Below are 22,089 nucleotides of genomic sequence, written 5' to 3'. Positions count from 1 at the left end.
ACATCGCCTCGACATCGGGAGACCTCGAACATGTCCGCGCATTTTGCCCGCCCACACCGCCATGATGCACTCGACCGCCTCGCCGACCGCCGGCTGCTGCGCGAGCTCGCCTATGTCGACGGCCATTGGACGGCGAGTGAGGCCGCCGAGAGCTTCGAGGTGACCGATCCTGCCACGAGCGCCACCGTTGCCTGGGTTGCCGCGCTCGATAGCAGGCAGACGAGCAAGGCGATCGACGCGGCATCGCGCGCCTTTCCCGCCTGGCGCGTACTTTTGCCGCAGGAGCGCTCGAAAATCCTACGAAAATGGTTCGACCTGATCATCGCTGCCAAAGAGGATCTGGCGCTCTTGATGACGCTCGAGCAGGGCAAGCCGCTTAGGGAAGCGCGGGGCGAGATCGACTACGCCGCCTCTTTCGTCGAGTGGTATGCCGAGGAGGCAAAACGCCTTAACGCCGAAAGCGTCACCAGCCATCTGCCAAACGCCGAGATGATGGTGCGGCGCGAGCCGCTTGGTGTCGTCGGCGTCGTCACGCCGTGGAATTTTCCCGCGGCCATGCTGACCCGCAAGGCGGCCGCCGCCCTTGCCGCCGGCTGCACCATCGTCGCGCACCCCTCGTCTGAAACGCCGCTATCGGCACTGGCGCTGGCCGAGCTCGGCGAACGCGCCGGCCTGCCGGCAGGCGTCTTCAACGTTCTCACCGGCAAGGCTTCGACCATCGTTGGGCGGATGTGCGAAGACGCTCGCGTGCGGGCCATGAGCTTCACCGGCTCGACCGAGATCGGCAGGCTGATCGCCGCGCAAAGTGCGCCGACGATGAAGCGGCTGGTGATGGAGCTTGGCGGTCATGCGCCGCTGATCGTCTTTGCCGACGCCGATCTCGACAAGGCTGTGACCATCGCCGTCGATGCCAAATTCGCCACCTCCGGCCAGGATTGCCTCGCCGCCAACCGCATCTATGTCCAGCGCCCGATCTACGATCGTTTCTGCGCCGCCTTCGCCAGGCGCATCGACGCGTTGCGGACAGGCAATGGCCTGGCCGATGACACCGACATCGGGCCTTTGATGCACGAGCGCGGCGTCAAGAAGGTCGAGGAGCAGGTCGCCGATGCGCTCGCCCATGGCGCACGCTGCCTCACCGGCGGCAAACGCGATTCTGCAGGACCGCTGTTCTACCAGCCGACCCTGCTGGCAGATGTCACCGACGACGCGCTGATCATGCGCGAGGAAACTTTTGGTCCGGTCGCCGCGGTGACGCCCTTCGACAGCGAAGAGGAAGTCGTCGCCCGCGCCAACGCCACCGAGTACGGCCTCGTCGCCTATGTCGTCACCGAGAACGGCGGCCGCCAGTTGCGCATGGGCCGCGCGCTCGACTACGGCATGGTCGCCATCAACCGGGTCAAGATCACCGGCGCGCCGATCCCGTTCGGCGGCGTCAAACAGTCCGGCATCGGCCGCGAGGGCTCGCGCCATGGGCTCGAAGCCTTTACCGATCTCAAATACCTCTGCCTGGATGTGGCCTAGGCCGCGCCCCACACTTTTCCTTAGGAGTAAAAAAGATGCTCGACCAGTCCAACGAACTCGCCGCTTGGGACCGCGACCACTTCTTCCATCCCTCGACCCATATGGGCACCCACGCGCGCGGCGAGAGCCCGACCCGCATCATCGCCGGCGGCGAAGGCGTCACCATCTGGGACAATAATGGGCGCAAGAGCATCGATGCTTTCGCCGGGCTTTACTGCGTCAATGTCGGTTATGGCCGCCAGAAAATCGCGGATGCCATCGCCGCGCAAGCCAAGAACCTCGCCTACTACCATGCCTATGTCGGCCACGGCACCGAGGCGTCGATCACGCTCTCCAAGATGATCATCGACCGCGCCCCGCAAGGGATGTCGAGGGTCTATTTCGGCCTCTCCGGCTCCGACGCCAACGAGACCAACATCAAGCTGATCTGGTACTACAACAACGTGCTCGGCCGGCCGGAGAAGAAGAAGATCATCTCGCGCTGGCGCGGCTATCACGGCTCCGGCGTCATGACCGGTTCGCTGACCGGGCTCGACCTGTTCCACAACGCCTTCGACCTGCCGCGTGCGCCGATCCTGCACACCGAGGCGCCCTACTATTTCCGCCGCGCCGACCGCTCGATGAGCGAGGAGCAGTTTTCCCAACACTGCGCCGACAAGCTCGAAGAGATGATCCTGGCCGAGGGCCCGGACACGATCGCCGCCTTCATCGGCGAGCCGATCCTCGGCACCGGCGGCATCGTGCCGCCGCCCGCCCTCTACTGGGAAAAAATCCAGGCGGTGCTGAAGAAGTACGACGTGCTGCTGGTCGCCGACGAAGTGGTCACCGGCTTCGGCCGGCTGGGCACCATGTTCGGCTCCGACCATTACGGCATCAAGCCCGACCTGATCACCATCGCCAAGGGCCTGACCTCGGCCTATGCGCCGCTGTCGGGCGTCATCGTCGCAGACAAGGTCTGGCAGGTGCTGGTGCAGGGTTCCGACAAGCTCGGCAGCATAGGCCATGGCTGGACCTATTCGGCGCATCCGATCTGCGTTGCCGCCGGCGTCGCCAATCTCGAGCTGATCGACGAGATGGACCTGGTGACCAACGCCGGCGAGACCGGCGCCTATTTCCGCGCCGAACTGACGAAAGCCGTCGGCGGCCACAAACATGTCGGTGACGTCCGCGGCGACGGCATGCTGGCGGCAATCGAGTTCGTCGCCGACCGGGACGACCGCGTGTTCTTCGACGCCTCGCAGAAGATCGGGCCGCAGGTCGCGACCGCCCTTGCGGCAAGCGGCGTCATCGGCCGCGCCATGCCGCAAGGCGACATTCTCGGCTTCGCGCCGCCGCTCTGCCTGACGCGCGAAGAGGCCGACATCGTCGTGTCGAAGACGGCGGATGCGGTGAAGAGCGTGTTTGCCAATCTCTAACTTTCGACGGTTGGCGCTGCCCCTCATCCGCCTACCGGCACCTTCTCCCCGTAAACGGGGAGAAGGGTCAAGCACCAGCGCTGGCGACCCCCTCTCCCCGTTCTTCACGGTGAGAGGGTAAGGGTGAGGGGCAGCGCCAACCTGCAATATCTGGAAGCTAAATCGATGATCTCTCATCCCTCCCTCCCCGCCACCATGGCCGCCGTGCAGCTGATCGGTCACGGCGGGCCGGAAAAGCTCGTCTACTGCACCGACGTGAAAGTGCCCTCGCCCGCGCCTGACGAAGTGCTGATCAAGGTCACCGCTTGCGGCATGAACAACACCGATGTCTGGGTGCGACAGGGCGCCTATGGCACGGAGGAAGATGCTGCCGCCGTATCGACCTGGCGGCGTCAGGGCAACACGCTGATCTTCCCGCGCATCCAGGGCACCGACACGGTCGGCCACATCGCCTCAGTCGGCGATGGTGTCTCGCCGGACCGTATCGGCGAGCGGGTGATGGTCGACTTCTCCATCTACAACCGCGACGACGATTCACTCGCCGACATCGACTATATGGGCCACGGCCGTGACGGCGGCTATGCCGAGTATCAGACCGTGCCGGCCGAGAACGCCCATGTCGTCGACACCGAGTTGACCGATGTCGAACTCGCCACCTTCTGTTGCGCCTATCTCACCGGCGAGCAGATGCTGGAACGTGCCGCATTGAAGGCCGGCGAGCGCGTGCTGGTCACCGGCGCGTCGGGCGGCGTCGGCTCCGGCATCGTGCAGCTGGCGCGGGCGCGCGGCGCCGTCCCCTATGCAGTCGTCGGCAAGGGCAAGGAACAGGCCGTGCTCGACATCGGCGCCGAGGCGGTGATCACCCGGGGTGTGACCGACCTGCCGGCTGCGGTAAATGAGGCAACCGGCGGCCAGCCGATCGACGTGGTTGCCGATCTGGTCGGCGGCGCGATCTTCAACGATCTGCTGCGCATCCTCAGGCCCGAAGGCCGCTACACCACAGCCGGCGCAATTGCCGGCCCGGTCGTGCAGCTCGATCTGCGCACCATGTATCTCAAGCAGTTGCAGCTGCATGGCTCCAGCCAGGGCACGCGGCACGACTTCCGCCGTATCGTTCGCTACATCGAAGACAAGAAGATCCGGCCGCTGGTCGGCGGCGTCTACAAGCTCTCCGATTTCCACCGCGCCCAAGCTGATTTCATTGCCAAGGACTTTGTCGGCAAGCTGGTGGTCGTTCCGGATGCTGTTTCGGATTTCGCTGCAACCCGTTGACAGCCAACACTAACAAGGACTCGGGCTGTTCGCCGACACGGTGAGATCGAGCGCGACATGGCCTTGCGGCGCGCCGAAACGAAGGAAGGCTTCCGACAGCGTCGCAAACACCGGTCCGGCGTCGCCTTTCAGCTTCGTGCAGAAATTCTTCGACCTGTCGAAGACGCCCGAAGTCTTGAGGAAGTCGATACAGCCGTAGATCTCGTCCATGTGATGGCCCTCGCCGAGCGGATAGAGCGAGAACTGCGCGGCGACCTCCTGTCCAAGCTTTTTCGCACTGTCGACATGCGCCCGCGCCGCGCCGATGCGCTCGGCCAGGGACAGCTCGTGGCTGCTGCCGGAAATCGGTGTGCAGATCGGATCGTCAGGCTCGCCCGGACAGCCGCGCGACACCGTCGCCGACAACACGCAATGCACGTCACTTGCCGCCGCCGATGCGAAGAGGTCGCGCATGGCCGGGAAAAGCTGTTCCGGCGGGCCGACGATCAGCGTCGAGATGTCGTCGGTCTCGATGCGGAAATTCGGTCGATAGGGGTCCATCGCCGAAAGTGCCCCAAGGATGACGTCGACAAAATCGTCGCACATCGGATACAGGGAAATCTGTGCACCTGAAAACATGGTCGCCTCGCTCCGCTGGCATTACCCAGATCAGCTTGAGGGACCGAAGGCTTGCACCCACCATCTCAGCCCCGGCAATACGGAGCGCCCCTGTCGATATGGGCGACGTAGCACCTGCGCAAAGGATGTTCAAGTAATGGTCCTGGGCAATCGTTCCCAGCAATCGCTTCAGACCAATTACCGAGCTTGGCGGCGCCGCCGAAGCTGCCGATCTCCCCCCTTGCGGGGGAGATGCCGGCAGGCAGAGGGGGGTGCTTCCCTCCGACCTGTCAATCGATCGCAGCCGCGCCCTCAAGCTGATTCGGGTTGGCAAGGCTGAAGTCGAAAGTTGGCGATCCTTCACACCCCCCTCTGTCCTACCGGACATCTCCCCCGCAAGGGGGGAGATTGGATACCGCTTCGGCTTTCGCCAATCACCAACGCCCATTCAGCCTCTGCCTTCGGGTGGGCTGTTCAGCCCTATAGTCCGACCTGCTTGACTGCGGCTTCGAGCGATCTTTCAAACGCGTCGATCATCTGATCGACCTGGGGCTCGGTGATGATCAGCGGCGGGCAGAAGGCCAGCGCGTCGCCCATGTTGCGCGAGATGACGCCGTTCTGCTGCATGAAGCCGTTGACGAGCCCGCCCAGCGCGCCGGCCGTGCCCCACGGCGTCTTGGTCACCTTATCGCCGACCAGTTCGACCGCCGCGATCAGGCCGACGCCACGCACCTCGCCGACAAGCGGGTGCGAAGCGAGGTTGCGCAGCCGTTTCTGCATATGCGCGCCGACCGTGCGCGCATTGCCGACAAGGTCGCGCTCCTCGATCAGCTTCAGGTTCTCGAGCGCGACCGCCGCCGCGACGGGATGGCCGCCGCCGGTGAAGCCATGACCGAAGGTGCCGATCCGATTGCTTTCGTCGGCAATCGGCTCGAACATTTTCTCGTTGATCAGCAGGGCCGAGATCGGCAGGTAGGAGGAAGAGATCTGCTTCGACAGCACCATGATGTCAGGCCTGATGCCGAAGGTCTGCGAACCGAACATCTCGCCGGTTCGGCCAAAACCGCAGATGACCTCGTCGGCGACGATCAGGATGTCGTACTTCGACAGGACCGCCTGGATCTTCTCCCAGTAGCCGGCCGGCGGAACGATGACGCCGCCGGCGCCCATGATCGGCTCGCCGAAGAAGGCGGCGATGGTTTCCGGGCCCTCGGCCAGGATCAGCTTTTCCAAGTCGTCGGCAAGCCGGCTCGAAAACTGCTCTTCGCTCTCGCCTGGCAGCGCCTCGCGCCAATGGTGCGGCGTCGACGTGTGCAGCACACTGGCGATCGGCAGGTCGAAGGAAATGTGATTGTTGGGCAGGCCGGTCAGGCTTGCCGAGGCGATGGTGACGCCGTGATAGCCGCGAATGCGGCTGATGATCTTCTTGCGTGCCGGCTGGCCGAGCGCATTCGACCGGTACCAGATCATCTTCATGGCCGTGTCGTTGGCCTCGGAGCCGGAATTGGTGAAATACGCCTTGCTCATCGGCACCGGCGCCATCTGCACCAGCTTCTCGGCGAGATCGATCAGCGGCGAATGCGATTTGGAGCCGAAGTCGTGATAATAAGGCAGCTTGGACATCTGGCTCACCGCCGCATCGACCAGCCGCTTCTCCGAGAAGCCGACCGCGACGCTCCAAAGCCCGGCCATCGCCTCGATGTAGCGGTTGCCGGCCAGATCCTCGACATAGATGCCGTCGCCCTTCTCGATGACGAGCGGCCCTGCTTCCTCATGCTTGCGGGCATTGGTGTAGCCGTGCATGTGATAGCTGATGTCGCGAGCTTCGGGAGAATTCGGTCGAGCGTCCATGATGGGTCCTGTCCTGCACGCCGGGTCCTGCCGCCGTTCGGCGCGCATCGCCTCTGGCAGTAATGGTGTTTGGTGCATCTGTTTCTTGTAAGGGTGTCAAGCCCTTTCGGAAGGGCTGGCGGATGGACAAAGACATGCAGAATTTCAGCTTCGAGGCCTTGGAACGCGAGAAGCTGCGCCAAGCCGGCTGTGCGCATCGCCGAGACATGATTCCCGAACGGCTCACCAGCAGGCACAACAACAAGGCTGAGGTGGCCTGATCATGGACCACGTCGACTGCATCGTCGCCGGCGCCGGCGTCATTGGCCTCGCGATCGCGCGAGAGATGGCGCAGCGCGGGATGGACACCCTGGTCCTCGAGGCCGAGAATGCCATCGGCACCGGAACGAGTTCGCGCAATTCCGAGGTCATCCATGCCGGCATCTACTATCCGGCCGGATCGCAGAAGGCCCGGCTCTGCGTGGCAGGCCGGGAACAGCTTTACCGTTATTGCGAGAAGCGGGCGGTTCCGCATGCGCGCTGCGGCAAGCTCATCGTCGCCACAGATGCCGAACAGGAGCCGGTGCTTGCTTCCATTCTGGCCAACGCCTCTGCTTGCGGCGCGGGCGACCTGACACCCTTGACCGCAGCAGGGGCACGCGCGCTGGAGCCCAAGCTGCGGTGCACGGCCGCCCTGCTGTCGCCCGCCACCGGCATCATCGACAGCCACGCCCTGATGCTTGCTTTGCGGGGCGACGTAGAGGAGCACGGGGCGGCACTCAGCCTCAACACCCGCATCGTCTGCGGCCGCATCGAGGGTGGGCGCATCGTTCTCGACACAGTCGATAGCACCAGCGGCGAGCGCTTTGAGATCGGCACCGCGCTTCATCAACGCCGCCGGGCTTGGCGCCACGACGCTTGCCCGCTCACTTGACGGGCTCGACCCGCAATTCGTGCCGGAACTTCGCTATGCCAAGGGCAATTATTTTTCGGTCGCCGGCCGGGCGCCGTTCTCGCGGCTGGTCTATCCCATACCCGAGCCGACACCGCGCGGGCGTGCCGCTGCCAAAGGCATAATCCAAACGCCCGTAAGCCATCCGTAAGCCGGGGTCGCAGAACCTCGGTCTGTCGATCACAGCCGATCACCGGAGGCCTCGAGCTCTCCGGAACCGTCGGCTCCATGACGAGGAGGGTTCGATGCGATTCGACAACGATCACGCGCCACTCCGCCGGGACGACGCGCTATCCGAATGGCGCACTGCCTCGGCGCTGGCCGAGCTCTTGTCCTTCGAGCCGTCGAGTCTCGACGCGAAACCGAAGGCTGCGGGTCCTGGCCGGACCGCGGAGGCGCTTTCACGATTTGCGGCGGCGATCCGGCGCGTATGGCCGGTCCTGGCGGCTACTACAATCTTGGCAACGCGCTCGGGCTGGTGATGGGCGTCACGATCCAGCTCGCCGCCCCTCAGGGATCCGGCATGCGCGGCGGCGCCGCGCTGTTCGACTATTTCGCTGGCAGCAGCAGTGCGGTGGCGCTGACGTTGGCAACGCTGGTCTTCTTCTGCAGCGGCGAGGTCTATCACCGCGCTTGGGCCGGGCGGGATGTCCCCGATCCAGCGCTTAACCGCCTCGCCGATCTCCTGTCGGGGATCGGCGCGATCGGGCTTGGCGCGGCACTGTTCCTGTTCGGCCAGCCGGTGCTGGCGGCGACCGCCGGACTGCTGCATGCGCTCGGCAAGTTCGGCAGCGCCGCCTACAGGCCCGGCGCCAGCGTGCCCGGGTGGATGGCCCGATCCGTTCCGCAGTGCGGTGCTGGCCAGCCGCCTGCCGGCGATGCTCGCGGCGGCGCTGTCGATGGGCGCCGCCTTGCCTGAGGTGTGGTTGGGCGGTTCCCCTGCCCTCGTTGCCGCGCCGCTGACATTGCTTGCCTGCTATCTGCTGTGGGCCAGGGCCGACCTTCTCCTGTTTGCCAACAGCGCTGGCGAAAGCGCGCCCGCACTGCCCACCACGGCACGGCCCATGCCCTTGCATCCTCGACCGCCCAAGGCAACCAAACGACCGGGACCATCGATATGAAGCACCGTTTCGAAGCTATACCGAACCCAAGCTGCCGGTTCGAGATCTGGGACAATGAGAACGACGAGCCCGTCGTCCATCACGACCGGCTGCTCACCTTCGCCTCGGCGAAGTTGGCGGCAAGGATCGCCGACTTCCTCAACGAGGGCCGCAGCCACCGGCGCCGCGCCGGCGCCGCTAAATGGCGAGTTGCGGACCGCGATGTCGACCGGGGAGGATGATCGCCACGCTGCTCTACCTCGGGGAAATCCAGGTCTCCCTGACCTTGGCGTCCATGCCGGTATTCAAGGCTAGCGCCAAGGATCCACTGCTGGGCTGGATCGCATCCGGAAGCAGTCTTCACATCAACCTCGGCGGCGAAACCACCTACGATGTTTCCCTCAAGGGCAGTGCCCAAGCCGCCAAGGCCTTTGCAGCAGCCTGCAACTCATGAGACCCTGCAGTTCGTGAGAACCTGTAGTTCATGAGAGCATCGGAGGAGTGTCGCCATGACCGATGAGCCAGGCCGTGAGCCGGCGCATGATCCCCAGGATTTGGAGCGCCTGCTGATTTCCCGGCAGTGGGTGGGAGACATCGACGGCATGGCCGCGCTTTTTGAGCAGAACGCCGTCGTCGACAGCGGTGAAGGGCAGCTGACGCGTGGCCGGGAAGCGATCCGGGCACTCTTCGCGGAGATCACCGCAACGGGCCGAAAATTTGCTGCCGGAAATCAGGCCCCGGCTGTTGTCAGCGGAGACCTGGCACTCACCTCAACCCATCTTCCCGATGGCACCGTGACCGCCGAGGTCGCCCGCCGCCAAGTCGACGGAACATGGCTGTGGGTCATCGATCGATTCTCCGTTGCATAACATCGGGCCCGACGCATGACCCCGGAAAATCGGAATCGATTTTCCCGGTGGATCATGCGAACGGGCGCACGGCGCTGTAGCGCAAAGGCGCGAAACCGTGCAGTTTTGGATTTCGAAGTTCCCGAGCGACGATGCCGGCGATGGAGCAGGAACTTCGAATTCAATTATGATGTATGATGCATCAGTGCGCTGTCTGCGAATGGTCGCCGCCCGGCTGCGAAATGCCGCCCAGCGCTTCGCCGGCCCAGGCCGCCTCGCCATTCGCGGCGAGATCGCCGAGCGAGACAATGCCAACCAACCGCCGGTCGCGGCTGATCACCGGCATTCGCCGCAGTTTGAGATTGCCCATGTTCTGAAGGACATCGTCGACTTCCTGGTCGTCAAAGCAGCATTGCACCTCCGCGCTCATCACGTCCCTGATCTTGGCGTCAGGACCTCTGCCCTCCGCGATGCCGCGGACGGCAATGTCGCGGTCCGTGATCATGCCGACCAGCCGGTCATTCTCGCCGACGGGCAGAACACCGGCGTCAAGATCGGCCATGGCTCGTGCGGCATCCCGCAAGGACTGCTCCGGACTGGCGACCTGAACATTCTGTGTCATGCACTCGCTGATTCTCATGGCTTTCTCCTCGAGGTGAAGCGCCCCGCCGAACCCGTGATCAAGATGTGATTAGGGAGGAATGAATGCCTTTCGGAATCGTTCCATGTTTCGACCACGCGCGACCGGATGGGCGATGCGGCAGAGCTTCCACCAATGGCCATATCCGTGACGACGGGAACCATAGTCCGGCACAATGGTTGAGTGGTGACCAAGTGATCCTCCCCGAGCAAAACGGAAAACGGAAGGAACGATCATGCGCATGTTGACGACTATTGCTGCCCTTTCGGGATTGGCCCTGGCGCAGCCGATCCACGCGCAATCCACCAACCCGCAGCTTCCCCAAATCGCACCCCCGGCCCCGGAAGTCCTGCCCGATCCAAGCCTGCCTAACCAAACGCCGCCCGACCAAGCCCTGCCGGATCAAGCGCTGCCGGATCAGGGTTTCACCGACCAGAACTTTACCGGGATTGCGATCGTCGCCCTCGAGGATTTGCCTCCGGAACTCAAGACACAAGCCGAGGCCGTGATCACCCAGACCAGCGTTGAAGATCTGCTCACCCTGCAGAGCTCGATCGATGCGTCGCCGCAGGCAGCAACGGCGCTGGCGGCGAGCGGGCTGGATTCCTCGCAGGTTGTCGCTGCCAACATCGATGGCGATGGCATGCTGACGCTGATCATCCAGACAACCACATGATCGGCGGGCCGGGCGTGGCTGACCGGAGCACCCGGCTTCGGCCATGAAAACCCAGTACAGCGGAGCATCGTCATGGTCGAAGCCGCAGTTCGCAACTTCACCCTCAACTTCGGGCCGCAGCATCCTTCTGCTCACGGCGTCCTGCGGCTGGTGCTGGAACTGGACGGCGAGATCGTCGACCGCGCCGATCCCCACATCGGCCTGCTCCACCGCGGCACGGAAAAACTCATCGAGTACAAGAATTATCTGCAGGCCTTGCCCTATTTCGACCGGCTCGATTACGTGGCGCCGATGAACCAGGAGCATGCGTTCTGCCTCGCCGCCGAGAAGCTGCTCGAAATATCGGTGCCGAAGCGCGGACAGCTTATCCGTGTTCTCTTTTGCGAAATCGGCCGGCTCTTGTCACATCTCCTCAACGTCACGACCCAGGCCATGGACATCGGCGCGCTGACCCCGCCGCTCTGGGGTTTCGCCGAGCGCGAGAAGCTGATGGTCTTTTACGAGCGCGCCTCCGGCGCCCGCATGCATGCGAATTATTTCAGGGTCGGCGGCGTGCACCAGGACCTGCCTCCGAAGCTTCTGGACGACATCTGGGCTTTCTGCGACCCGTTCCTCAAGGTCTGCGACAACCTCGATGAATTGCTCACCGGCAACCGCATCTTCAAGCAGCGCAATGTCGATGTCGGTGTGATCGGGCAGGATGATGCCTGGGCCTGGGGCTTCTCCGGCCCCATGGTGCGCGGGTCGGGAGCGGCATGGGATTTGCGCAAGGCACAGCCGTATGAATGCTACCCCGAGATGGACTTCGACATTCCGGTCGGCAAGAACGGCGACTGCTATGACCGCTATCTCGTCCGCATGGAGGAAATGCGCCAATCGGTCCGGATCATGAAGCAATGCCTGGAGAAACTGAGATCGCCCGAGGGCCGCGGGCCGGTCGCGGTCCCGAACCAGAAGATCACGCCGCCGCCGCGAGCGACGATGAAGCGCTCAATGGAAGCGACAATCCACCATTTCAAACTCTACACGGAGGGTATTCGCGTGCCCGAAGGAGAGGTGTACGCCGCGGTTGAGGCGCCAAAGGGCGAGTTCGGCGTCTATCTGGTTTCGAACGGCAGCAATATTCCTTATCGATGCAAGATCCGGGCGCCGTCCTTTGCCCATCTGCAGGCGATGGATTTTCTGTCGCGGGGGCACATGATCGCCGATGTCGCTGCGATCATCGGGTCGCTCGATATCGTGTTCGGCGAGATCGATCGCTAGCATTTTGCAGCCAAGTGGAATCACTTGGCGTCGCAGAAATGCGGCTAAACAAATCGTTAGAGCGGGAAGCCTAGGTCAACTTGAACGCATCCCGCTCTAACGGCGCGCAGAGTGTTTCAGATTTCGAGCAAGGCGTAGGGACGGCCGGTCGGCTTCGCCACGTGCATGGCGACGTTATATACCGGGGCACCACCGGGTGTGCGGCCTTCGTAGACGCCGCGATGCGCGTGGCCATGCACCACGGCGGTGACCTTGAACCGATCGATCGTCTCCGCCAGGCGCGACGAGCCCAGGAACGGAAAAATCTCCAACGGCTCGCCAGCGACCGTCTCGATGACCGGAGCGTAGTGCAGGACGACGAGCGTGCGTTCGGTGCGAACCTGCCGCATTGCGTTTTCGAGCCGCATCGACTCGCTGACGCTTTCAGCAACCATCGCCTTGATCGCCGGCTCACCGAAAGAGCCGAGCATGCGTGACCCAAAACCGCCAATGAAACCCTTCACGCCGACAAAGCCGACCTCCTTGATTTCCGTCGTCTGGCCGTCAAGAAGATGGACCCCTGCCTGCCGAAGGATGTGGGCGACGTCTTCGACCGCGCCGGATTCATAGTCATGGTTGCCGAGCACGGCGACGACCGGGATTGCGCAGGCGCGCAAATCCTCCGCAAGGATTTCGGCCTCTCGGGGCTTGCCGAGATTGGTGAGGTCGCCGGTGAGAACGAGGACGTCCGCTTCGCGCGAGACCTCGCCGAAGAGATCACGGCAGGAGGCCTGGCCGTCTTCACGCACATGCAGATCGCCGACAGCCGCAATCCTGACGGTGCCGCCGTTCCCAACTCTTGCCGTGGCGGTTGTGCCCTTCTCAGCCATCACGAAATTCTCCTGTTCCACCGACGCCGGCAAAGCCCCATTCCTTCACGTCGATCTCGTAGTCGGTCGGCGAAAGCAGGCGTCCGCGGCAGATTTTCATTCGGGGAGTAGGCAACTCCCTCTGCTTGGCGAGCCGGTCAAGCAATTCGTCGAGCAGCCAGGCCGGGATATGATCGCGCTCGCTCGGATAGATCCATCGGAAATTCAGAAGCTGCATCAGCAGCACCTCCCAGTGAACCTCCAGATAGGAAAGCAGCCGGTGCCAATCGATCTGATCCTGCGCCTTGAGGATTGTATGAGCGACGTCGGCGCCGTCGTGGCGGCCTCTGTCCTGGATGAAGCACTTGGACCAGATAAGCTCGGTCGGACCTACGATCCGCACCTGACTGCCCAGCAGCTCGATTTGCCGTGCATGCTCCAGCCATTGGTCGCCGACCGGCATGGTGCCATTGGCTGAAGCGAATATGACGTCAAAAAAATGCGTGCTTTTGAAGACCTTTCCAAGCCATCGGTCGTCCACGATCTCGACCGCATAGCCGGCCTGCTTGAAATGCGCGAGAATGCGCGCGTAATCGCCGGCCTTGCAGAAAATGTCGAGGTCCTTCGTCTGGCGCGTGACGCCTGTGTAGGCGCTCACCGCATAGGTGCCGGCGACAAGAAAGGGGATGTCCGTCGCGGCGAGCTCGCGGATCGCCTCTGTGTAGAAGACCTCGGCCTCGGCGTGCTGAAGCGTCGGCGCGGCTTTTGGATCGATCGTCGGAACGGATGCCGGGATGGCGCCTCCCGTTGGAGAATCGTTAGTCATGAAATCGTGGCTCCGAAGCCCAGCAACCTGCAGCTGTCCGTCCTTAACAAAGCCGCCGCCGCATGGTTCCGTTGCCGACATCAGCGGATCGGACTGGCGGCCGGCCGAAGCCCTTGGAAATGCGAAGGCGGAGCCTTTTCCGCCGCCGGGGAGTTGAAGATATGAGAAAACCACTGGCACGGAGGTGATCATGATGGAGGATGGGCGCAAAGCGGTACGCGTCAGGCTCAGTGGAAGGGTGCAGGGCGTCTCGTTTCGCGTGTGGACACGGACCGAGGCCGAGAGGCTTGGTCTGTCCGGATGGGTTCGCAACGAAGATGACGGATCCGTAACGGCACTGATCGTCGGGGCCGAAGGCGCGGTTTCGACGATGATGAACCGGTTGTGGAAAGGGCCGACCGGAGCGTCGGTTTCCGGCGTGACATCCCAAGACGTCGATCCCGGTCAGGAGCCGAACGGATTCAGGATCATCGGCTAGAAAGTGGGTACCAGCTTTCGGAAAACACCCAATGCTCAACCAAAAAGCCAGGCCTCCGCGATTCTTGCCTTGCGCCGCTGGGAACAATCGACAGCCAGCGCCGTTGGGACCAATCAGCCATGATTGCGGGCGGCCATGACAAACGATGACGGGATTCGGCCAATGGAAGTCACCGAAACAGATGCCTTTCCGCTCAGTTCGGCGAGAAAGCATCTCGGGTCGGCTTTCGGGCTGCCGACAATGGTTCGATGTATGCCCTTGCGTTAGCCACTGACTACGACGGCACACTCGCGGAAAACGGGATCGTTTCCGATGCGACCCGTGCTGCGCTCGAGCGGCTGAAGGAAACCGGCCGCAAGTTGATAGTGGTGACCGGTCGCGAGCTTGCCGACCTCGAAAGCGTTTTCCCGGAGCTTGGCATTTTCGACAAGGTCGTCGCCGAAAACGGCGCGCTCGTCTACACGCCGGCTTCGAAGAAGGAGCGCATCCTTGCGCCTGCCCCTCCGGCGGAATTCGTCGACAGGCTGATGATGCGCAAGATCGCGCCCCTGTCGATGGGACGTTCCGTCGTCGCCACCAGGGAGCCCAACGAGACCATCGTGCTGGAAGTGATCAAGGACCTTGGCTTGGAGTTGGAGATAATCTTCAACAAGGGTGCCGTCATGGTGCTGCCGAGCGGGGTCAACAAGGCGACCGGTCTTGCCGCTGCCCTCGAGGATCTGGAATTGTCCGCCCACAATGTCGTCGGCATCGGCGATGCGGAGAACGATCACGCCTTTCTGCGCGCCGTCGGCTTCGGCGTTGCAGTTGCCAATGCCCTGCCGAAGGTAAGGGAGACGGCGGGCCACGTGACGAATGGTGCCCGCGGCGCGGGCGTGAGGGAGTTGATCGAGGGCCTCATCTCGCATGACGCCGCCTCGCTGGACACGGCGCGGCAACGCATCGAGATTGGCGCGGACGACGGATCGGGCGCAGTGATGCACCTTTCACCGCGCGGCGGCAGCGTCCTGCTGGCCGGCACGTCCGGGATCGGAAAATCCACCCTCGCCACCGCCCTGACCGAACGCTTCGTCGAGCAAGGCTTCCAGTTTTGCGTGCTCGACCCGGAAGGCGACTACGAGGAACTGGAGGACGTGCTGGTGGTTGGCGACGCCAAAAGCCCGCCGAGCTCACGCGAAATCTTCGACCTTTTGTCCAAGCCGTCCAACAATGTCGCCGTCAACATGCTCGGGATCAAGACCGGGGAACGGCCAAACGCCTTCGCCAAGCTGCTGCCGGAGCTTGCCGCGCTTCGCGCCCGCACCGGACGCCCGCACTGGCTGATCATCGACGAGGCACACCACCTGTTGCCGCACGCACGCGACGGCACATCCTTTGCGCTTCCAAAAAGCCTTTCGGCGACCATTCTGGTCACAGTCCATCCCGATCTGGTTTCGCGCGACGTGCTGGCAGGTGTCGACACGGTGCTGGCCCTTGGCCCGGAAGCCGACAAGGTCGTCGAAAGCTTCTGTGCCGCAATTGGCGAGGACGTGCCGGAGGGCGTCGCGCCGCCACCGGAAAACAAGGTTCTGTATTGGAACCGCTCGACAGCCGATCCCGCGAGGCCGATCTCGGTCGAACGTCCCCGGCAGGAACGCAAGCGCCATATACGCAAATATGCCGAGGGCGATCTTGGCGACAACAGTTTCTATTTCCGCGGCGCTGACGGCACGCTCAACCTGAAAGCGCAAAATCTCATGATGTTCCTCCATCTCGCCGAGGGGATCGACGACCGCACCTGGGAGCATCACTTGCGCGCGGGCGACTATTCGGCCTGGTTCCGCAACCAGGTCAAGGACATGGAACTTGCGGAGGAAGCGGCTATCATCGAGGATGACGATAGTCTCGATCCGCATAGAAGCCGCGCCGCCATCGCGGAAGCGGTCCATCGCCGCTACACCGCGCCCGCCGACTGAATCCCGCCCATGCGGATGGTATCCAAGTCTCGCCGATGGCGGATCGCCGCCGAACGGCATCCGTCATCAACGACCATTGGAGGCGTGAAAATCACTTCGCCGCCTCCATCATCCGAACATGCCGACCTGTAGCGTCAATGCCGATGCTTCAATGCATGAATGTTCCGCGCAGCCAGGCAAAGAAACCGAACCTCTCCGACATTGCCGCACGGACGCGAGAGGCAGCCCACCGCGCTCGTATCGTGGCGCCGACATGGCAATGGCAGACGATTTCGTGCAACTGCCAGTCGGTCAGCTCGAAGAAGCGCCTGGCTTCGCCATAGGTGTCATCTCTCAAGCCTTGTGCGCGAAAAATCGGATCCTCGAAGGCAACGGTGAGAGGCGAGTCGTTGTAGCGCATTTTTTCGCGTATCTCAGGGGATTTGTATTCGGTGCCCGTCAGCGCTTCGAGACGCCGATCGGGATTTTGCTCTAGCAGTTTCGCCCAACGTTCGAGACGCTGGCTTCGAGTCGCCACGAGGTCTGTTGCTTCAGCGTGAACGTCGGCAACGGCATGCAGTTGGTCAAGTGTTTGGTGCTTCACGACCGCCTCCTATTCAGCAGGTGAGTTTGTCCCACCCTGAAATGGAAATTATGGCGCTCCACGACGCCGACAAGGCCCTCATGCGGGGACCATTCGATCAATTTTCTGACGGCGCCGTCCTGCCACGAGCGCCTGATGCCTGCGGGATCGTCGGAGGCTCGTATCGGAACCATAGGCACGCGTGGTCGTTCTGCGTGCATCAGCCCGTAGAGCGAAACCGGTCGAAACGGGTGGCGTCAGAAATCCCACCCGACGTCGATGACCCGCCAAGGCAGAATGCAGCGAGCGGAAGGAAATCACACCATGGCCATTCTTCCCACTCCCGAACCAACGCCCACTCCGGCGCCCACGCCACCGCCGTTTCCCGAGCCGAAGCCGGTGCGTGAGCCGGATCCGGACAGACTTCCCGACGAAGCCCCCGTCCCCAATCCGGATGAAAACGACGCGCCACTGAAAATTGGCCCCAAAGCGTCCGATCCCGGCATTTGACGGATCGGAACTAGCGTGAAGCGATCGGGGAAACACTCATTCCAGATCGCCCGACTCCTTATGGATGCCGCAGAAGATGTCGGCGCACTGCGTGGCCGAACGGCCGGCATGCGCGTTACGGTCGCCGTCGTCTCGGCACCTACCCGGCAAGTGCGATGTTGCGGCCGCTTCGACCCTGATTTCCAGCGCCACGATCAAGCCGAATCCATGACTTGACATTTGTCGAACAAATATTGACTATTGTCACATTGGCACCAGGGCGGAGGCTACCCCGTGTCGATCGGCTCCCCACCAAAAAGGATTGCCGAATGCCCAAAGGGAGGAAGACTACGTGGAGCTTTTGCTCGAGGTGGAAGGGCTGGCAAAGTCCTTTGGCGGCGTTGCAGCCTTGCGCGAAGGCCGCCTCCAGCTTCGCGCCGGCACGGTCCATGCCCTGTGCGGCGGTAACGGCGCCGGCAAGTCGACCTTTCTCAAGATATTGATGGGTATCTTCAACCGCGATGCCGGCTCGATCCGCCGCCGCGGCAAGGATGTGGAATTCGCAAGCCCCGCCGACGCGCTGGCGTCGGGCATTGCCATTATCGAGCAGGAGCTCAGCCCTGTTCCCCACATGACGGTTGCCGAGAATATCTATCTCGGCCGCGAGCCCAAGGCGCGCTTCGGAGGCATCGATTTCCGTGCGATGAACCGGTCCGCGCAAAGGCTGCTGGACGATCTGGAATTCGATATCCGGGCCACGCAGTACATGATGAACCTCTCGGTTGCGCAGATGCAGCTCGTCGAGATTGCCAAGGCGCTCAGTCACGACGCCGAGGTCATCTTCATGGATGAGCCGACGTCGGCGATCGGCGAGCGGGAGGCGCAGCACCTGTTTGCCGCGATCCGCCGCCTGCAGGCGCAAGGGCGTGGCATCGTCTATGTTTCCCACCGTCTGTCGGAGATCTTTCAGATCGCCGATTCCTACACGGTCTTTCGCGACGGCGCCTATGTTGGCAGCGGCGCGCTTGCGGACATCGATCGGCCCGAGCTCATTCGCATGATCGTTGGCCGCGAGCTGTCGGAGGAATTCGCCAAGACCAGCACGCCGACGCAAGAACCCGGTATCGAAATTGCCGGGCTCAGTTGCCCGAACAAGATCGAGGACATTTCGTTTTCGGTGCGAAAGGGAGAAATCTTCGGCATCTACGGCCTGATGGGAGCCGGGCGGACAGAAATCTTCAACTGCCTCTTCGGGCTCGACAAGCCATCGACGGGAAGCATCAAGGTCGACGGTATCGAGGTCACCATTTCAAAGCCGGCGGATGCCATGGCGCATGGGTTGGCTCTGGTCACCGAGGACCGCAAGCTGACCGGTCTCAATCTCTCCGACAGCGTGCGCGCAAACATCTGCATGGCGAGCCTGCCTGAAATGAGCCCCAGCTTCGCCATGGATCGGGCTCGGGAGGCGCAAGCAAGCCGCGACATGCGCGAGCAGTTCCAGATCAAGGCTGCCCGCGACACGATGCCGGTTTCCGGCCTTTCGGGCGGCAACCAGCAGAAGGTGGTGCTCGGCAAATGGTTCCTTCGCAATCCGAAAGTCCTGCTTCTGGACGAGCCGACCCGCGGTGTCGATGTCGGCGCCAAGCGTGAAATCTACCGGATCATCAGCGATTTCGCCGCTGCCGGCGGCACGGTCGTGATGATCTCGTCCGAAATCGACGAGGTCCTCGGCATGGCGGACCGGATCATGGTGATGCGCGCCGGCAGAAGTGCCGGAATCTACAGCCGGGAGGAAACGAATGCCCAATCACTCGTCCACCTTTCAACATGAACAGGGGTGTTCGCTCAGCGGCAAAGGAGCCGGTGATGTCGGTTAGCGACAACAGGAATGCGAGCGGCTGGCTCGGCTCGGAGCAGCGCCGGCTGTTGATTCAGGAATACGGGATCTTCCTCGCGTTCCTGATCCTGGCGGCGGTTCTCTCGGTCTCCAACGAGTTCTTCCTGACGGCCGGCAACATCTCGAACGTGCTGCTGCAGACCTCGATCAACGGTGTCCTCGCCATCGGCATGACCTTCGTCATCCTGACGCGCGGCATCGATCTCTCGGTCGGCTCCGTCGTCGCGCTTGCCGGCATCGTCAGCGCCAGCTTCGTGACCTCCTCCGCGACCGCCGGGATTTCCGGCGCGCCCTATCCGGTCGCCCTGGGTCTCGGCATCGGCCTGCTGGTCGGCATTGCCTGCGGTGCCGTTTCCGGCGTGATCGTGTCGCGGTTTTCGGTGCCGGCCTTCGTGGCGACGCTAGGCATGCTGTCGGCGGCGCGCGGACTGACCCTCATCTATGGCGGAGGTCGTCCGGTTCCCGCGCTGACACCAGCATTCCGCTGGATCGGCACAGGCAATGTCCTTGGCATACCCGCACCGGTCGTCGTTCTCGCAGTCGTGTTTGCGGTCTCCTGGTGGATCCTCAATCGGACCCGTTTCGGCCGTTACATCTATGCCGTCGGCGGCAACCCTCATGCGGCCAGGACCTCGGGCATCAACGTTACCCGCATCCAGTTCGTCGTCTATGTCATATCCGGCGGCCTTGCCGGCCTCGCCGGGATGCTGCTCAGCGCCCGCACCGGCTCGGCGCTTCCCCAGGCCGGCATTGCCTATGAGCTGGATGCGATCGCGGCGGTGGTGATCGGCGGGACTAGCCTTTCGGGAGGCATCGGCCGGGTGACGGGCACGTTGATCGGCGCGCTGATCATCGGCGTCATGAACAACGGCCTCGATCTGATGGGTATCCAATCCTACTACCAGCAAGTTCTCAAGGGTGCCCTGATCGTCGGCGCCGTGATGCTTGACCAGAAGAGAAACTACGGGGCTTAGGGCGTCGGACCCAATCCGAGGCTCAAACAAAAGGCCCCTTTCGAAATCGGACCTGCACTGCGCGTGTCCGTTGATAGGCGAACCATGTCGGTCGCTCACTTAAGTGGAGGTACGGAATGAAAAGATTGATGATAGCGCTCGCGTCTGCGACCGCGCTGCTGGCCTCGTCGGCCATGGCGCAGGAGAAGATCAAGATCGGCGCAGCGCCTTACGGATTGAATGCGGAGTTCATGCAGATCTGGTCGGCAGCGCTTCAGGAGCACCCGGCCGTCAAGAGCGGCGAAGTCGAGCTGACGGTCTTCGACGGCCGCTATGATGCCCTGGTCCAGCAGGACCAGTTCAAGACGATGGTCACCCAGCAGTACAATGCGATCATCTTCGCTCCGATCGACGTCGACGCCGGCGCGGCAGCCGTTCAGACGGCAGCCGATGCCGGCATTCCGGTTGTCGGTTCGAACACCCGCGTCAACTCCGATCTGTTGACTTCCTATGTCGGATCCGACGACACGATCTCGGGCTACATGGAAGCCAAGACCGTGCTCGACAAGATCGGCTGCAAGGGCAATGTGGTTATCCTCGAAGGGCCGGTCGGCCAGTCCGCGCAGATTTCCCGCCTCGAAGGCAACAAGAAAGCGCTTGCCGAGTGCCCGGATGTCAAGATCCTCGAGGATCAGACCGCCAACTGGTCGCGCGCCGAAGCCCAGACGCTCATGGAAAACTGGCTCACCGCGCATCCGAACCAGATCAACGGCGTGATTGGCCAGAATGACGAAATGGCGCTCGGCGCCATCGAGGCGATCAAGGCCGCCGGCCTCGACGTGAAGAGCTTCGCCATTGCCGGTATCGACGGCATCACCGATGCGCTCCATGCCGTCAAGGCCGGTGAAATGACCTCGATCCTTCAAGACGCGCGCGCCCAGGCTCAAGGTGCGCTCGACCTTGCTATCTTCGCTGCCAAGAAGGGGGACTACAAGCCGCAATCCGACATCTGGGCAACCTACAAGGACATGCCGTGGAACGACGGCAAGGAGAAGATCTACAATGTGCCGTGGACGCCGGTGACGGCGGAAAACGTCGATCAGCTTCTGGCGACGCGCAAGTAATCCAGCCGTGGGGTGGGCTCTCTTGCCCGCCCCACTTTCCAACAAGCCGGGAAGAGCACCATGACGGATTCAATACAGGTTGATCTCAATTTTTCACTGGGCGGCAAGGTCGCTCTGGTCACTGGCGGCGCCTCCGGCATCGGCAGCGCCATCGCATCGGCGTTTGCCGCGAAGGGCGCGGTCGTCGGGGTGATCGACATCAATGAATCCGTTGCGAGATCGAAGGCCGACGAACTCGGCAACGGTGCGAAATCCTTCGTCTGCGACGTGTCCGATCCGCGATCGGTGGAAGCCGTGTTTGCTGCGGCGCAAGCCGCCTTCGGCCGTATCGACATCGTCGTCAACAGCGCCGGCGTCGCCCTGCTCGCTCCCGCCGAGGATCTTAGCCTCGATGCCTGGGACAAGACCATCGATATCAATCTCAAGGGAACTTTCCTTGTTTCCCAGGCCGCCGGGCGTGCCCTGATCAAAGCTGGCAAGGGTGGCAAGATCATCAACATGGCCTCGCAGGCCGGCACTGTCGCGATCGACCAGCACGTCGCCTATTGCGCTTCGAAATTCGGCGTCATCGGCCTGTCCAAGACACTTGCCGCCGAATGGGGCAAGCACGGCATCACGGTAAACACGATCTCGCCGACGGTGGTGTTGACCGACCTCGGCAGAAAGGCCTGGGATGGGCCGCGCGGAGAGGCGCTGAAGCAACGCATTCCGACCGGCCGCTTTGCCTTTCCGGAAGAAATAGCCGCCGCGGCGGTGTTTTTGGCATCGAACGGCGCCGACATGATCAACGGCGCCGACCTTCTGGTCGATGGCGGCTACACCATTGTCTGACCGGCGCAG

26 protein-coding genes and 1 riboswitch are annotated in these 22,089 nt (G+C 62.8%); of the genes, 19 read left to right on the top strand and 7 right to left on the bottom strand.

The genetic code is table 11. From position 1 onward, the window contains the following. Window positions 1-30: 30 nt before the first annotated feature. The 3 genes from CIT25_RS32365 (at window position 31) to CIT25_RS32355 (ending at window position 4,211) form a co-directional block, all read left to right on the top strand. Window positions 31-1,524 carry an NAD-dependent succinate-semialdehyde dehydrogenase gene (locus CIT25_RS32365; protein ID WP_095489139.1) on the top strand — a complete coding sequence of 498 codons (1,494 nt, stop codon included), beginning with the start codon at window positions 31-33 and terminating at the stop codon, window positions 1,522-1,524. 35 nt (window positions 1,525-1,559) lie between these two features. After that, complete coding sequence (locus CIT25_RS32360; RefSeq protein WP_095489138.1) at window positions 1,560-2,939, top strand: aspartate aminotransferase family protein; 1,380 nt, start codon at window positions 1,560-1,562, stop codon at window positions 2,937-2,939. 165 nt (window positions 2,940-3,104) lie between these two features. After that, window positions 3,105-4,211, top strand: coding sequence for an alcohol dehydrogenase family protein (locus CIT25_RS32355; RefSeq protein WP_095489137.1), 1,107 nt, complete (start codon window positions 3,105-3,107; stop codon window positions 4,209-4,211). 9 nt (window positions 4,212-4,220) lie between these two features. Here CIT25_RS32355 and CIT25_RS32350 read toward each other — a convergent pair whose 3' ends face one another. Together CIT25_RS32350 and CIT25_RS32345 are read right to left on the bottom strand one after the other, a co-directional pair. Next, complete coding sequence (locus CIT25_RS32350; RefSeq protein ID WP_095489260.1) at window positions 4,221-4,829, bottom strand: YkoF family thiamine/hydroxymethylpyrimidine-binding protein; 609 nt, start codon at window positions 4,827-4,829, stop codon at window positions 4,221-4,223. Further along, a riboswitch (TPP riboswitch) is annotated at window positions 4,820-4,931 on the bottom strand. Its footprint overlaps the gene before it by 10 nt. A 357-nt stretch (window positions 4,932-5,288) precedes the next feature. After that, the gene (locus tag CIT25_RS32345; RefSeq protein ID WP_095489136.1) at window positions 5,289-6,659 is read right to left on the bottom strand and encodes an aspartate aminotransferase family protein; all 1,371 of its coding nucleotides are present in this window, start codon (window positions 6,657-6,659) and stop codon (window positions 5,289-5,291) included. A 134-nt stretch (window positions 6,660-6,793) separates the two neighbouring features. Between CIT25_RS32345 and CIT25_RS38235 the strand changes: the two genes are divergently transcribed. From CIT25_RS38235 to CIT25_RS32320, 7 genes are all read left to right on the top strand, one after another. After that, window positions 6,794-6,919, top strand: coding sequence for a hypothetical protein (locus tag CIT25_RS38235; RefSeq protein WP_280953402.1), 126 nt, complete (start codon window positions 6,794-6,796; stop codon window positions 6,917-6,919). A 2-nt stretch (window positions 6,920-6,921) separates the two neighbouring features. Further along, the gene (locus tag CIT25_RS32340; protein WP_245330094.1) at window positions 6,922-7,572 is read left to right on the top strand and encodes an NAD(P)/FAD-dependent oxidoreductase; all 651 of its coding nucleotides are present in this window, start codon (window positions 6,922-6,924) and stop codon (window positions 7,570-7,572) included. Then, window positions 7,505-7,741, top strand: a complete 237-nt coding sequence (locus tag CIT25_RS37890) for a hypothetical protein (RefSeq protein WP_245330107.1) — start codon at window positions 7,505-7,507, stop codon at window positions 7,739-7,741. Before CIT25_RS32340 ends, CIT25_RS37890 begins: the two co-directional genes overlap by 68 nt. Window positions 7,742-8,020: 279 nt before the next feature. After that, entirely contained in the window at window positions 8,021-8,509 is a 489-nt protein-coding gene (locus CIT25_RS37885) for a hypothetical protein (protein WP_245330093.1), read from the top strand. Between the two features lie 198 nt (window positions 8,510-8,707). Next, window positions 8,708-8,932, top strand: coding sequence for a hypothetical protein (locus CIT25_RS32330; protein WP_095489135.1), 225 nt, complete (start codon window positions 8,708-8,710; stop codon window positions 8,930-8,932). Beyond that, window positions 8,929-9,144, top strand: coding sequence for a hypothetical protein (locus CIT25_RS32325; RefSeq protein WP_095489134.1), 216 nt, complete (start codon window positions 8,929-8,931; stop codon window positions 9,142-9,144). The genes CIT25_RS32330 and CIT25_RS32325 overlap by 4 nt, the downstream gene beginning before the upstream one ends. A 55-nt stretch (window positions 9,145-9,199) precedes the next feature. After that, window positions 9,200-9,559, top strand: coding sequence for a YybH family protein (locus tag CIT25_RS32320; RefSeq protein ID WP_095489133.1), 360 nt, complete (start codon window positions 9,200-9,202; stop codon window positions 9,557-9,559). A 181-nt stretch (window positions 9,560-9,740) separates the two neighbouring features. Here the strand turns inward: CIT25_RS32320 and CIT25_RS32315 are convergent, their stop codons facing one another. After that, window positions 9,741-10,178, bottom strand: a complete 438-nt coding sequence (locus CIT25_RS32315) for a CBS domain-containing protein (protein ID WP_095489132.1) — start codon at window positions 10,176-10,178, stop codon at window positions 9,741-9,743. Between the two features lie 235 nt (window positions 10,179-10,413). Here CIT25_RS32315 and CIT25_RS32310 point away from each other — a divergent pair, with 235 nt between their 5' ends. Then, window positions 10,414-10,854 (top strand): hypothetical protein, encoded by a 441-nt coding sequence (locus CIT25_RS32310; RefSeq protein WP_095489131.1) that lies wholly within the window; start codon window positions 10,414-10,416, stop codon window positions 10,852-10,854. A gap of 72 nt (window positions 10,855-10,926) precedes the next feature. Beyond that, window positions 10,927-12,117 (top strand): NADH-quinone oxidoreductase subunit D, encoded by a 1,191-nt coding sequence (locus tag CIT25_RS32305; protein ID WP_095489130.1) that lies wholly within the window; start codon window positions 10,927-10,929, stop codon window positions 12,115-12,117. A gap of 116 nt (window positions 12,118-12,233) precedes the next feature. Here the strand turns inward: CIT25_RS32305 and CIT25_RS32300 are convergent, their stop codons facing one another. Both CIT25_RS32300 and CIT25_RS32295 read right to left on the bottom strand, forming a co-directional pair. Continuing rightward, the gene (locus CIT25_RS32300) at window positions 12,234-12,986 is read right to left on the bottom strand and encodes a metallophosphoesterase family protein (protein ID WP_095489129.1); all 753 of its coding nucleotides are present in this window, start codon (window positions 12,984-12,986) and stop codon (window positions 12,234-12,236) included. Then, complete coding sequence (locus CIT25_RS32295) at window positions 12,979-13,791, bottom strand: nucleotidyltransferase family protein (protein ID WP_095489259.1); 813 nt, start codon at window positions 13,789-13,791, stop codon at window positions 12,979-12,981. The genes CIT25_RS32300 and CIT25_RS32295 overlap by 8 nt, the downstream gene beginning before the upstream one ends. 193 nt (window positions 13,792-13,984) lie before the next feature. Here CIT25_RS32295 and CIT25_RS32290 point away from each other — a divergent pair, with 193 nt between their 5' ends. Continuing rightward, window positions 13,985-14,269, top strand: coding sequence for an acylphosphatase (locus tag CIT25_RS32290; RefSeq protein WP_095489128.1), 285 nt, complete (start codon window positions 13,985-13,987; stop codon window positions 14,267-14,269). Window positions 14,270-14,517: 248 nt separating this feature from the next. Beyond that, window positions 14,518-16,224 (top strand): HAD-IIB family hydrolase, encoded by a 1,707-nt coding sequence (locus tag CIT25_RS32285; protein WP_095489127.1) that lies wholly within the window; start codon window positions 14,518-14,520, stop codon window positions 16,222-16,224. 148 nt (window positions 16,225-16,372) lie between these two features. Here CIT25_RS32285 and CIT25_RS32280 read toward each other — a convergent pair whose 3' ends face one another. After that, window positions 16,373-16,807: a hypothetical protein gene (locus tag CIT25_RS32280; RefSeq protein ID WP_095489126.1), complete on the bottom strand. Its 435-nt coding sequence runs from the start codon at window positions 16,805-16,807 to the stop codon at window positions 16,373-16,375. Window positions 16,808-17,110: 303 nt separating this feature from the next. Between CIT25_RS32280 and CIT25_RS32275 the strand changes: the two genes are divergently transcribed. Next, a complete protein-coding gene (locus CIT25_RS32275; protein WP_095489125.1) occupies window positions 17,111-17,296 on the top strand; it encodes a hypothetical protein in 186 nt (61 codons plus the stop codon). 36 nt (window positions 17,297-17,332) lie between these two features. Here the strand turns inward: CIT25_RS32275 and CIT25_RS32270 are convergent, their stop codons facing one another. Then, window positions 17,333-17,494 (bottom strand): hypothetical protein, encoded by a 162-nt coding sequence (locus CIT25_RS32270; RefSeq protein WP_158302706.1) that lies wholly within the window; start codon window positions 17,492-17,494, stop codon window positions 17,333-17,335. Between the two features lie 133 nt (window positions 17,495-17,627). Here CIT25_RS32270 and CIT25_RS32265 point away from each other — a divergent pair, with 133 nt between their 5' ends. The 4 genes from CIT25_RS32265 (at window position 17,628) to CIT25_RS32250 (ending at window position 22,080) form a co-directional block, all read left to right on the top strand. Then, window positions 17,628-19,106, top strand: coding sequence for a sugar ABC transporter ATP-binding protein (locus CIT25_RS32265; RefSeq protein WP_095489123.1), 1,479 nt, complete (start codon window positions 17,628-17,630; stop codon window positions 19,104-19,106). Window positions 19,107-19,141: 35 nt separating this feature from the next. Then, on the top strand, window positions 19,142-20,146 hold the full coding sequence (locus tag CIT25_RS32260) for an ABC transporter permease (protein WP_095489258.1): 1,005 nt from the start codon (window positions 19,142-19,144) through the stop codon (window positions 20,144-20,146). A gap of 116 nt (window positions 20,147-20,262) precedes the next feature. After that, window positions 20,263-21,249 carry a substrate-binding domain-containing protein gene (locus tag CIT25_RS32255; protein WP_095489122.1) on the top strand — a complete coding sequence of 329 codons (987 nt, stop codon included), beginning with the start codon at window positions 20,263-20,265 and terminating at the stop codon, window positions 21,247-21,249. Between the two features lie 60 nt (window positions 21,250-21,309). Further along, entirely contained in the window at window positions 21,310-22,080 is a 771-nt protein-coding gene (locus CIT25_RS32250; protein ID WP_095489121.1) for an SDR family oxidoreductase, read from the top strand. Window positions 22,081-22,089: the final 9 nt, after the last annotated feature.

Source organism: Mesorhizobium mediterraneum, assembly GCF_002284565.1.
Taxonomy (GTDB): domain Bacteria; phylum Pseudomonadota; class Alphaproteobacteria; order Rhizobiales; family Rhizobiaceae; genus Mesorhizobium; species Mesorhizobium mediterraneum.
This window is presented reverse-complemented; position numbering and strand designations above follow the sequence as displayed.

Excerpts from the sequence above, each read along its gene's own strand:
- CIT25_RS32365 (WP_095489139.1), top strand. The coding sequence starts at position 31 with ATGTCCGCGCATTTTGCCCGCCCACACCGCCATGATGCACTCGACCGC.
- CIT25_RS32360 (WP_095489138.1), top strand. The coding sequence starts at position 1,560 with ATGCTCGACCAGTCCAACGAACTCGCCGCTTGGGACCGCGACCACTTC.
- CIT25_RS32355 (WP_095489137.1), top strand. The coding sequence starts at position 3,105 with ATGATCTCTCATCCCTCCCTCCCCGCCACCATGGCCGCCGTGCAGCTG.
- CIT25_RS32350 (WP_095489260.1), bottom strand. The coding sequence starts at position 4,829 with ATGTTTTCAGGTGCACAGATTTCCCTGTATCCGATGTGCGACGATTTT.
- CIT25_RS32345 (WP_095489136.1), bottom strand. The coding sequence starts at position 6,659 with ATGGACGCTCGACCGAATTCTCCCGAAGCTCGCGACATCAGCTATCAC.
- CIT25_RS38235 (WP_280953402.1), top strand. The coding sequence starts at position 6,794 with ATGCAGAATTTCAGCTTCGAGGCCTTGGAACGCGAGAAGCTGCGCCAA.
- CIT25_RS32340 (WP_245330094.1), top strand. The coding sequence starts at position 6,922 with ATGGACCACGTCGACTGCATCGTCGCCGGCGCCGGCGTCATTGGCCTC.
- CIT25_RS37885 (WP_245330093.1), top strand. The coding sequence starts at position 8,021 with ATGGCCGGTCCTGGCGGCTACTACAATCTTGGCAACGCGCTCGGGCTG.
- CIT25_RS32330 (WP_095489135.1), top strand. The coding sequence starts at position 8,708 with ATGAAGCACCGTTTCGAAGCTATACCGAACCCAAGCTGCCGGTTCGAG.
- CIT25_RS32325 (WP_095489134.1), top strand. The coding sequence starts at position 8,929 with ATGATCGCCACGCTGCTCTACCTCGGGGAAATCCAGGTCTCCCTGACC.
- CIT25_RS32320 (WP_095489133.1), top strand. The coding sequence starts at position 9,200 with ATGACCGATGAGCCAGGCCGTGAGCCGGCGCATGATCCCCAGGATTTG.
- CIT25_RS32315 (WP_095489132.1), bottom strand. The coding sequence starts at position 10,178 with ATGAGAATCAGCGAGTGCATGACACAGAATGTTCAGGTCGCCAGTCCG.
- CIT25_RS32310 (WP_095489131.1), top strand. The coding sequence starts at position 10,414 with ATGCGCATGTTGACGACTATTGCTGCCCTTTCGGGATTGGCCCTGGCG.
- CIT25_RS32305 (WP_095489130.1), top strand. The coding sequence starts at position 10,927 with ATGGTCGAAGCCGCAGTTCGCAACTTCACCCTCAACTTCGGGCCGCAG.
- CIT25_RS32300 (WP_095489129.1), bottom strand. The coding sequence starts at position 12,986 with ATGGCTGAGAAGGGCACAACCGCCACGGCAAGAGTTGGGAACGGCGGC.
- CIT25_RS32295 (WP_095489259.1), bottom strand. The coding sequence starts at position 13,791 with ATGACTAACGATTCTCCAACGGGAGGCGCCATCCCGGCATCCGTTCCG.
- CIT25_RS32290 (WP_095489128.1), top strand. The coding sequence starts at position 13,985 with ATGGAGGATGGGCGCAAAGCGGTACGCGTCAGGCTCAGTGGAAGGGTG.
- CIT25_RS32285 (WP_095489127.1), top strand. The coding sequence starts at position 14,518 with ATGTATGCCCTTGCGTTAGCCACTGACTACGACGGCACACTCGCGGAA.
- CIT25_RS32275 (WP_095489125.1), top strand. The coding sequence starts at position 17,111 with ATGGCCATTCTTCCCACTCCCGAACCAACGCCCACTCCGGCGCCCACG.
- CIT25_RS32260 (WP_095489258.1), top strand. The coding sequence starts at position 19,142 with ATGTCGGTTAGCGACAACAGGAATGCGAGCGGCTGGCTCGGCTCGGAG.
- CIT25_RS32255 (WP_095489122.1), top strand. The coding sequence starts at position 20,263 with ATGAAAAGATTGATGATAGCGCTCGCGTCTGCGACCGCGCTGCTGGCC.
- CIT25_RS32250 (WP_095489121.1), top strand. The coding sequence starts at position 21,310 with ATGACGGATTCAATACAGGTTGATCTCAATTTTTCACTGGGCGGCAAG.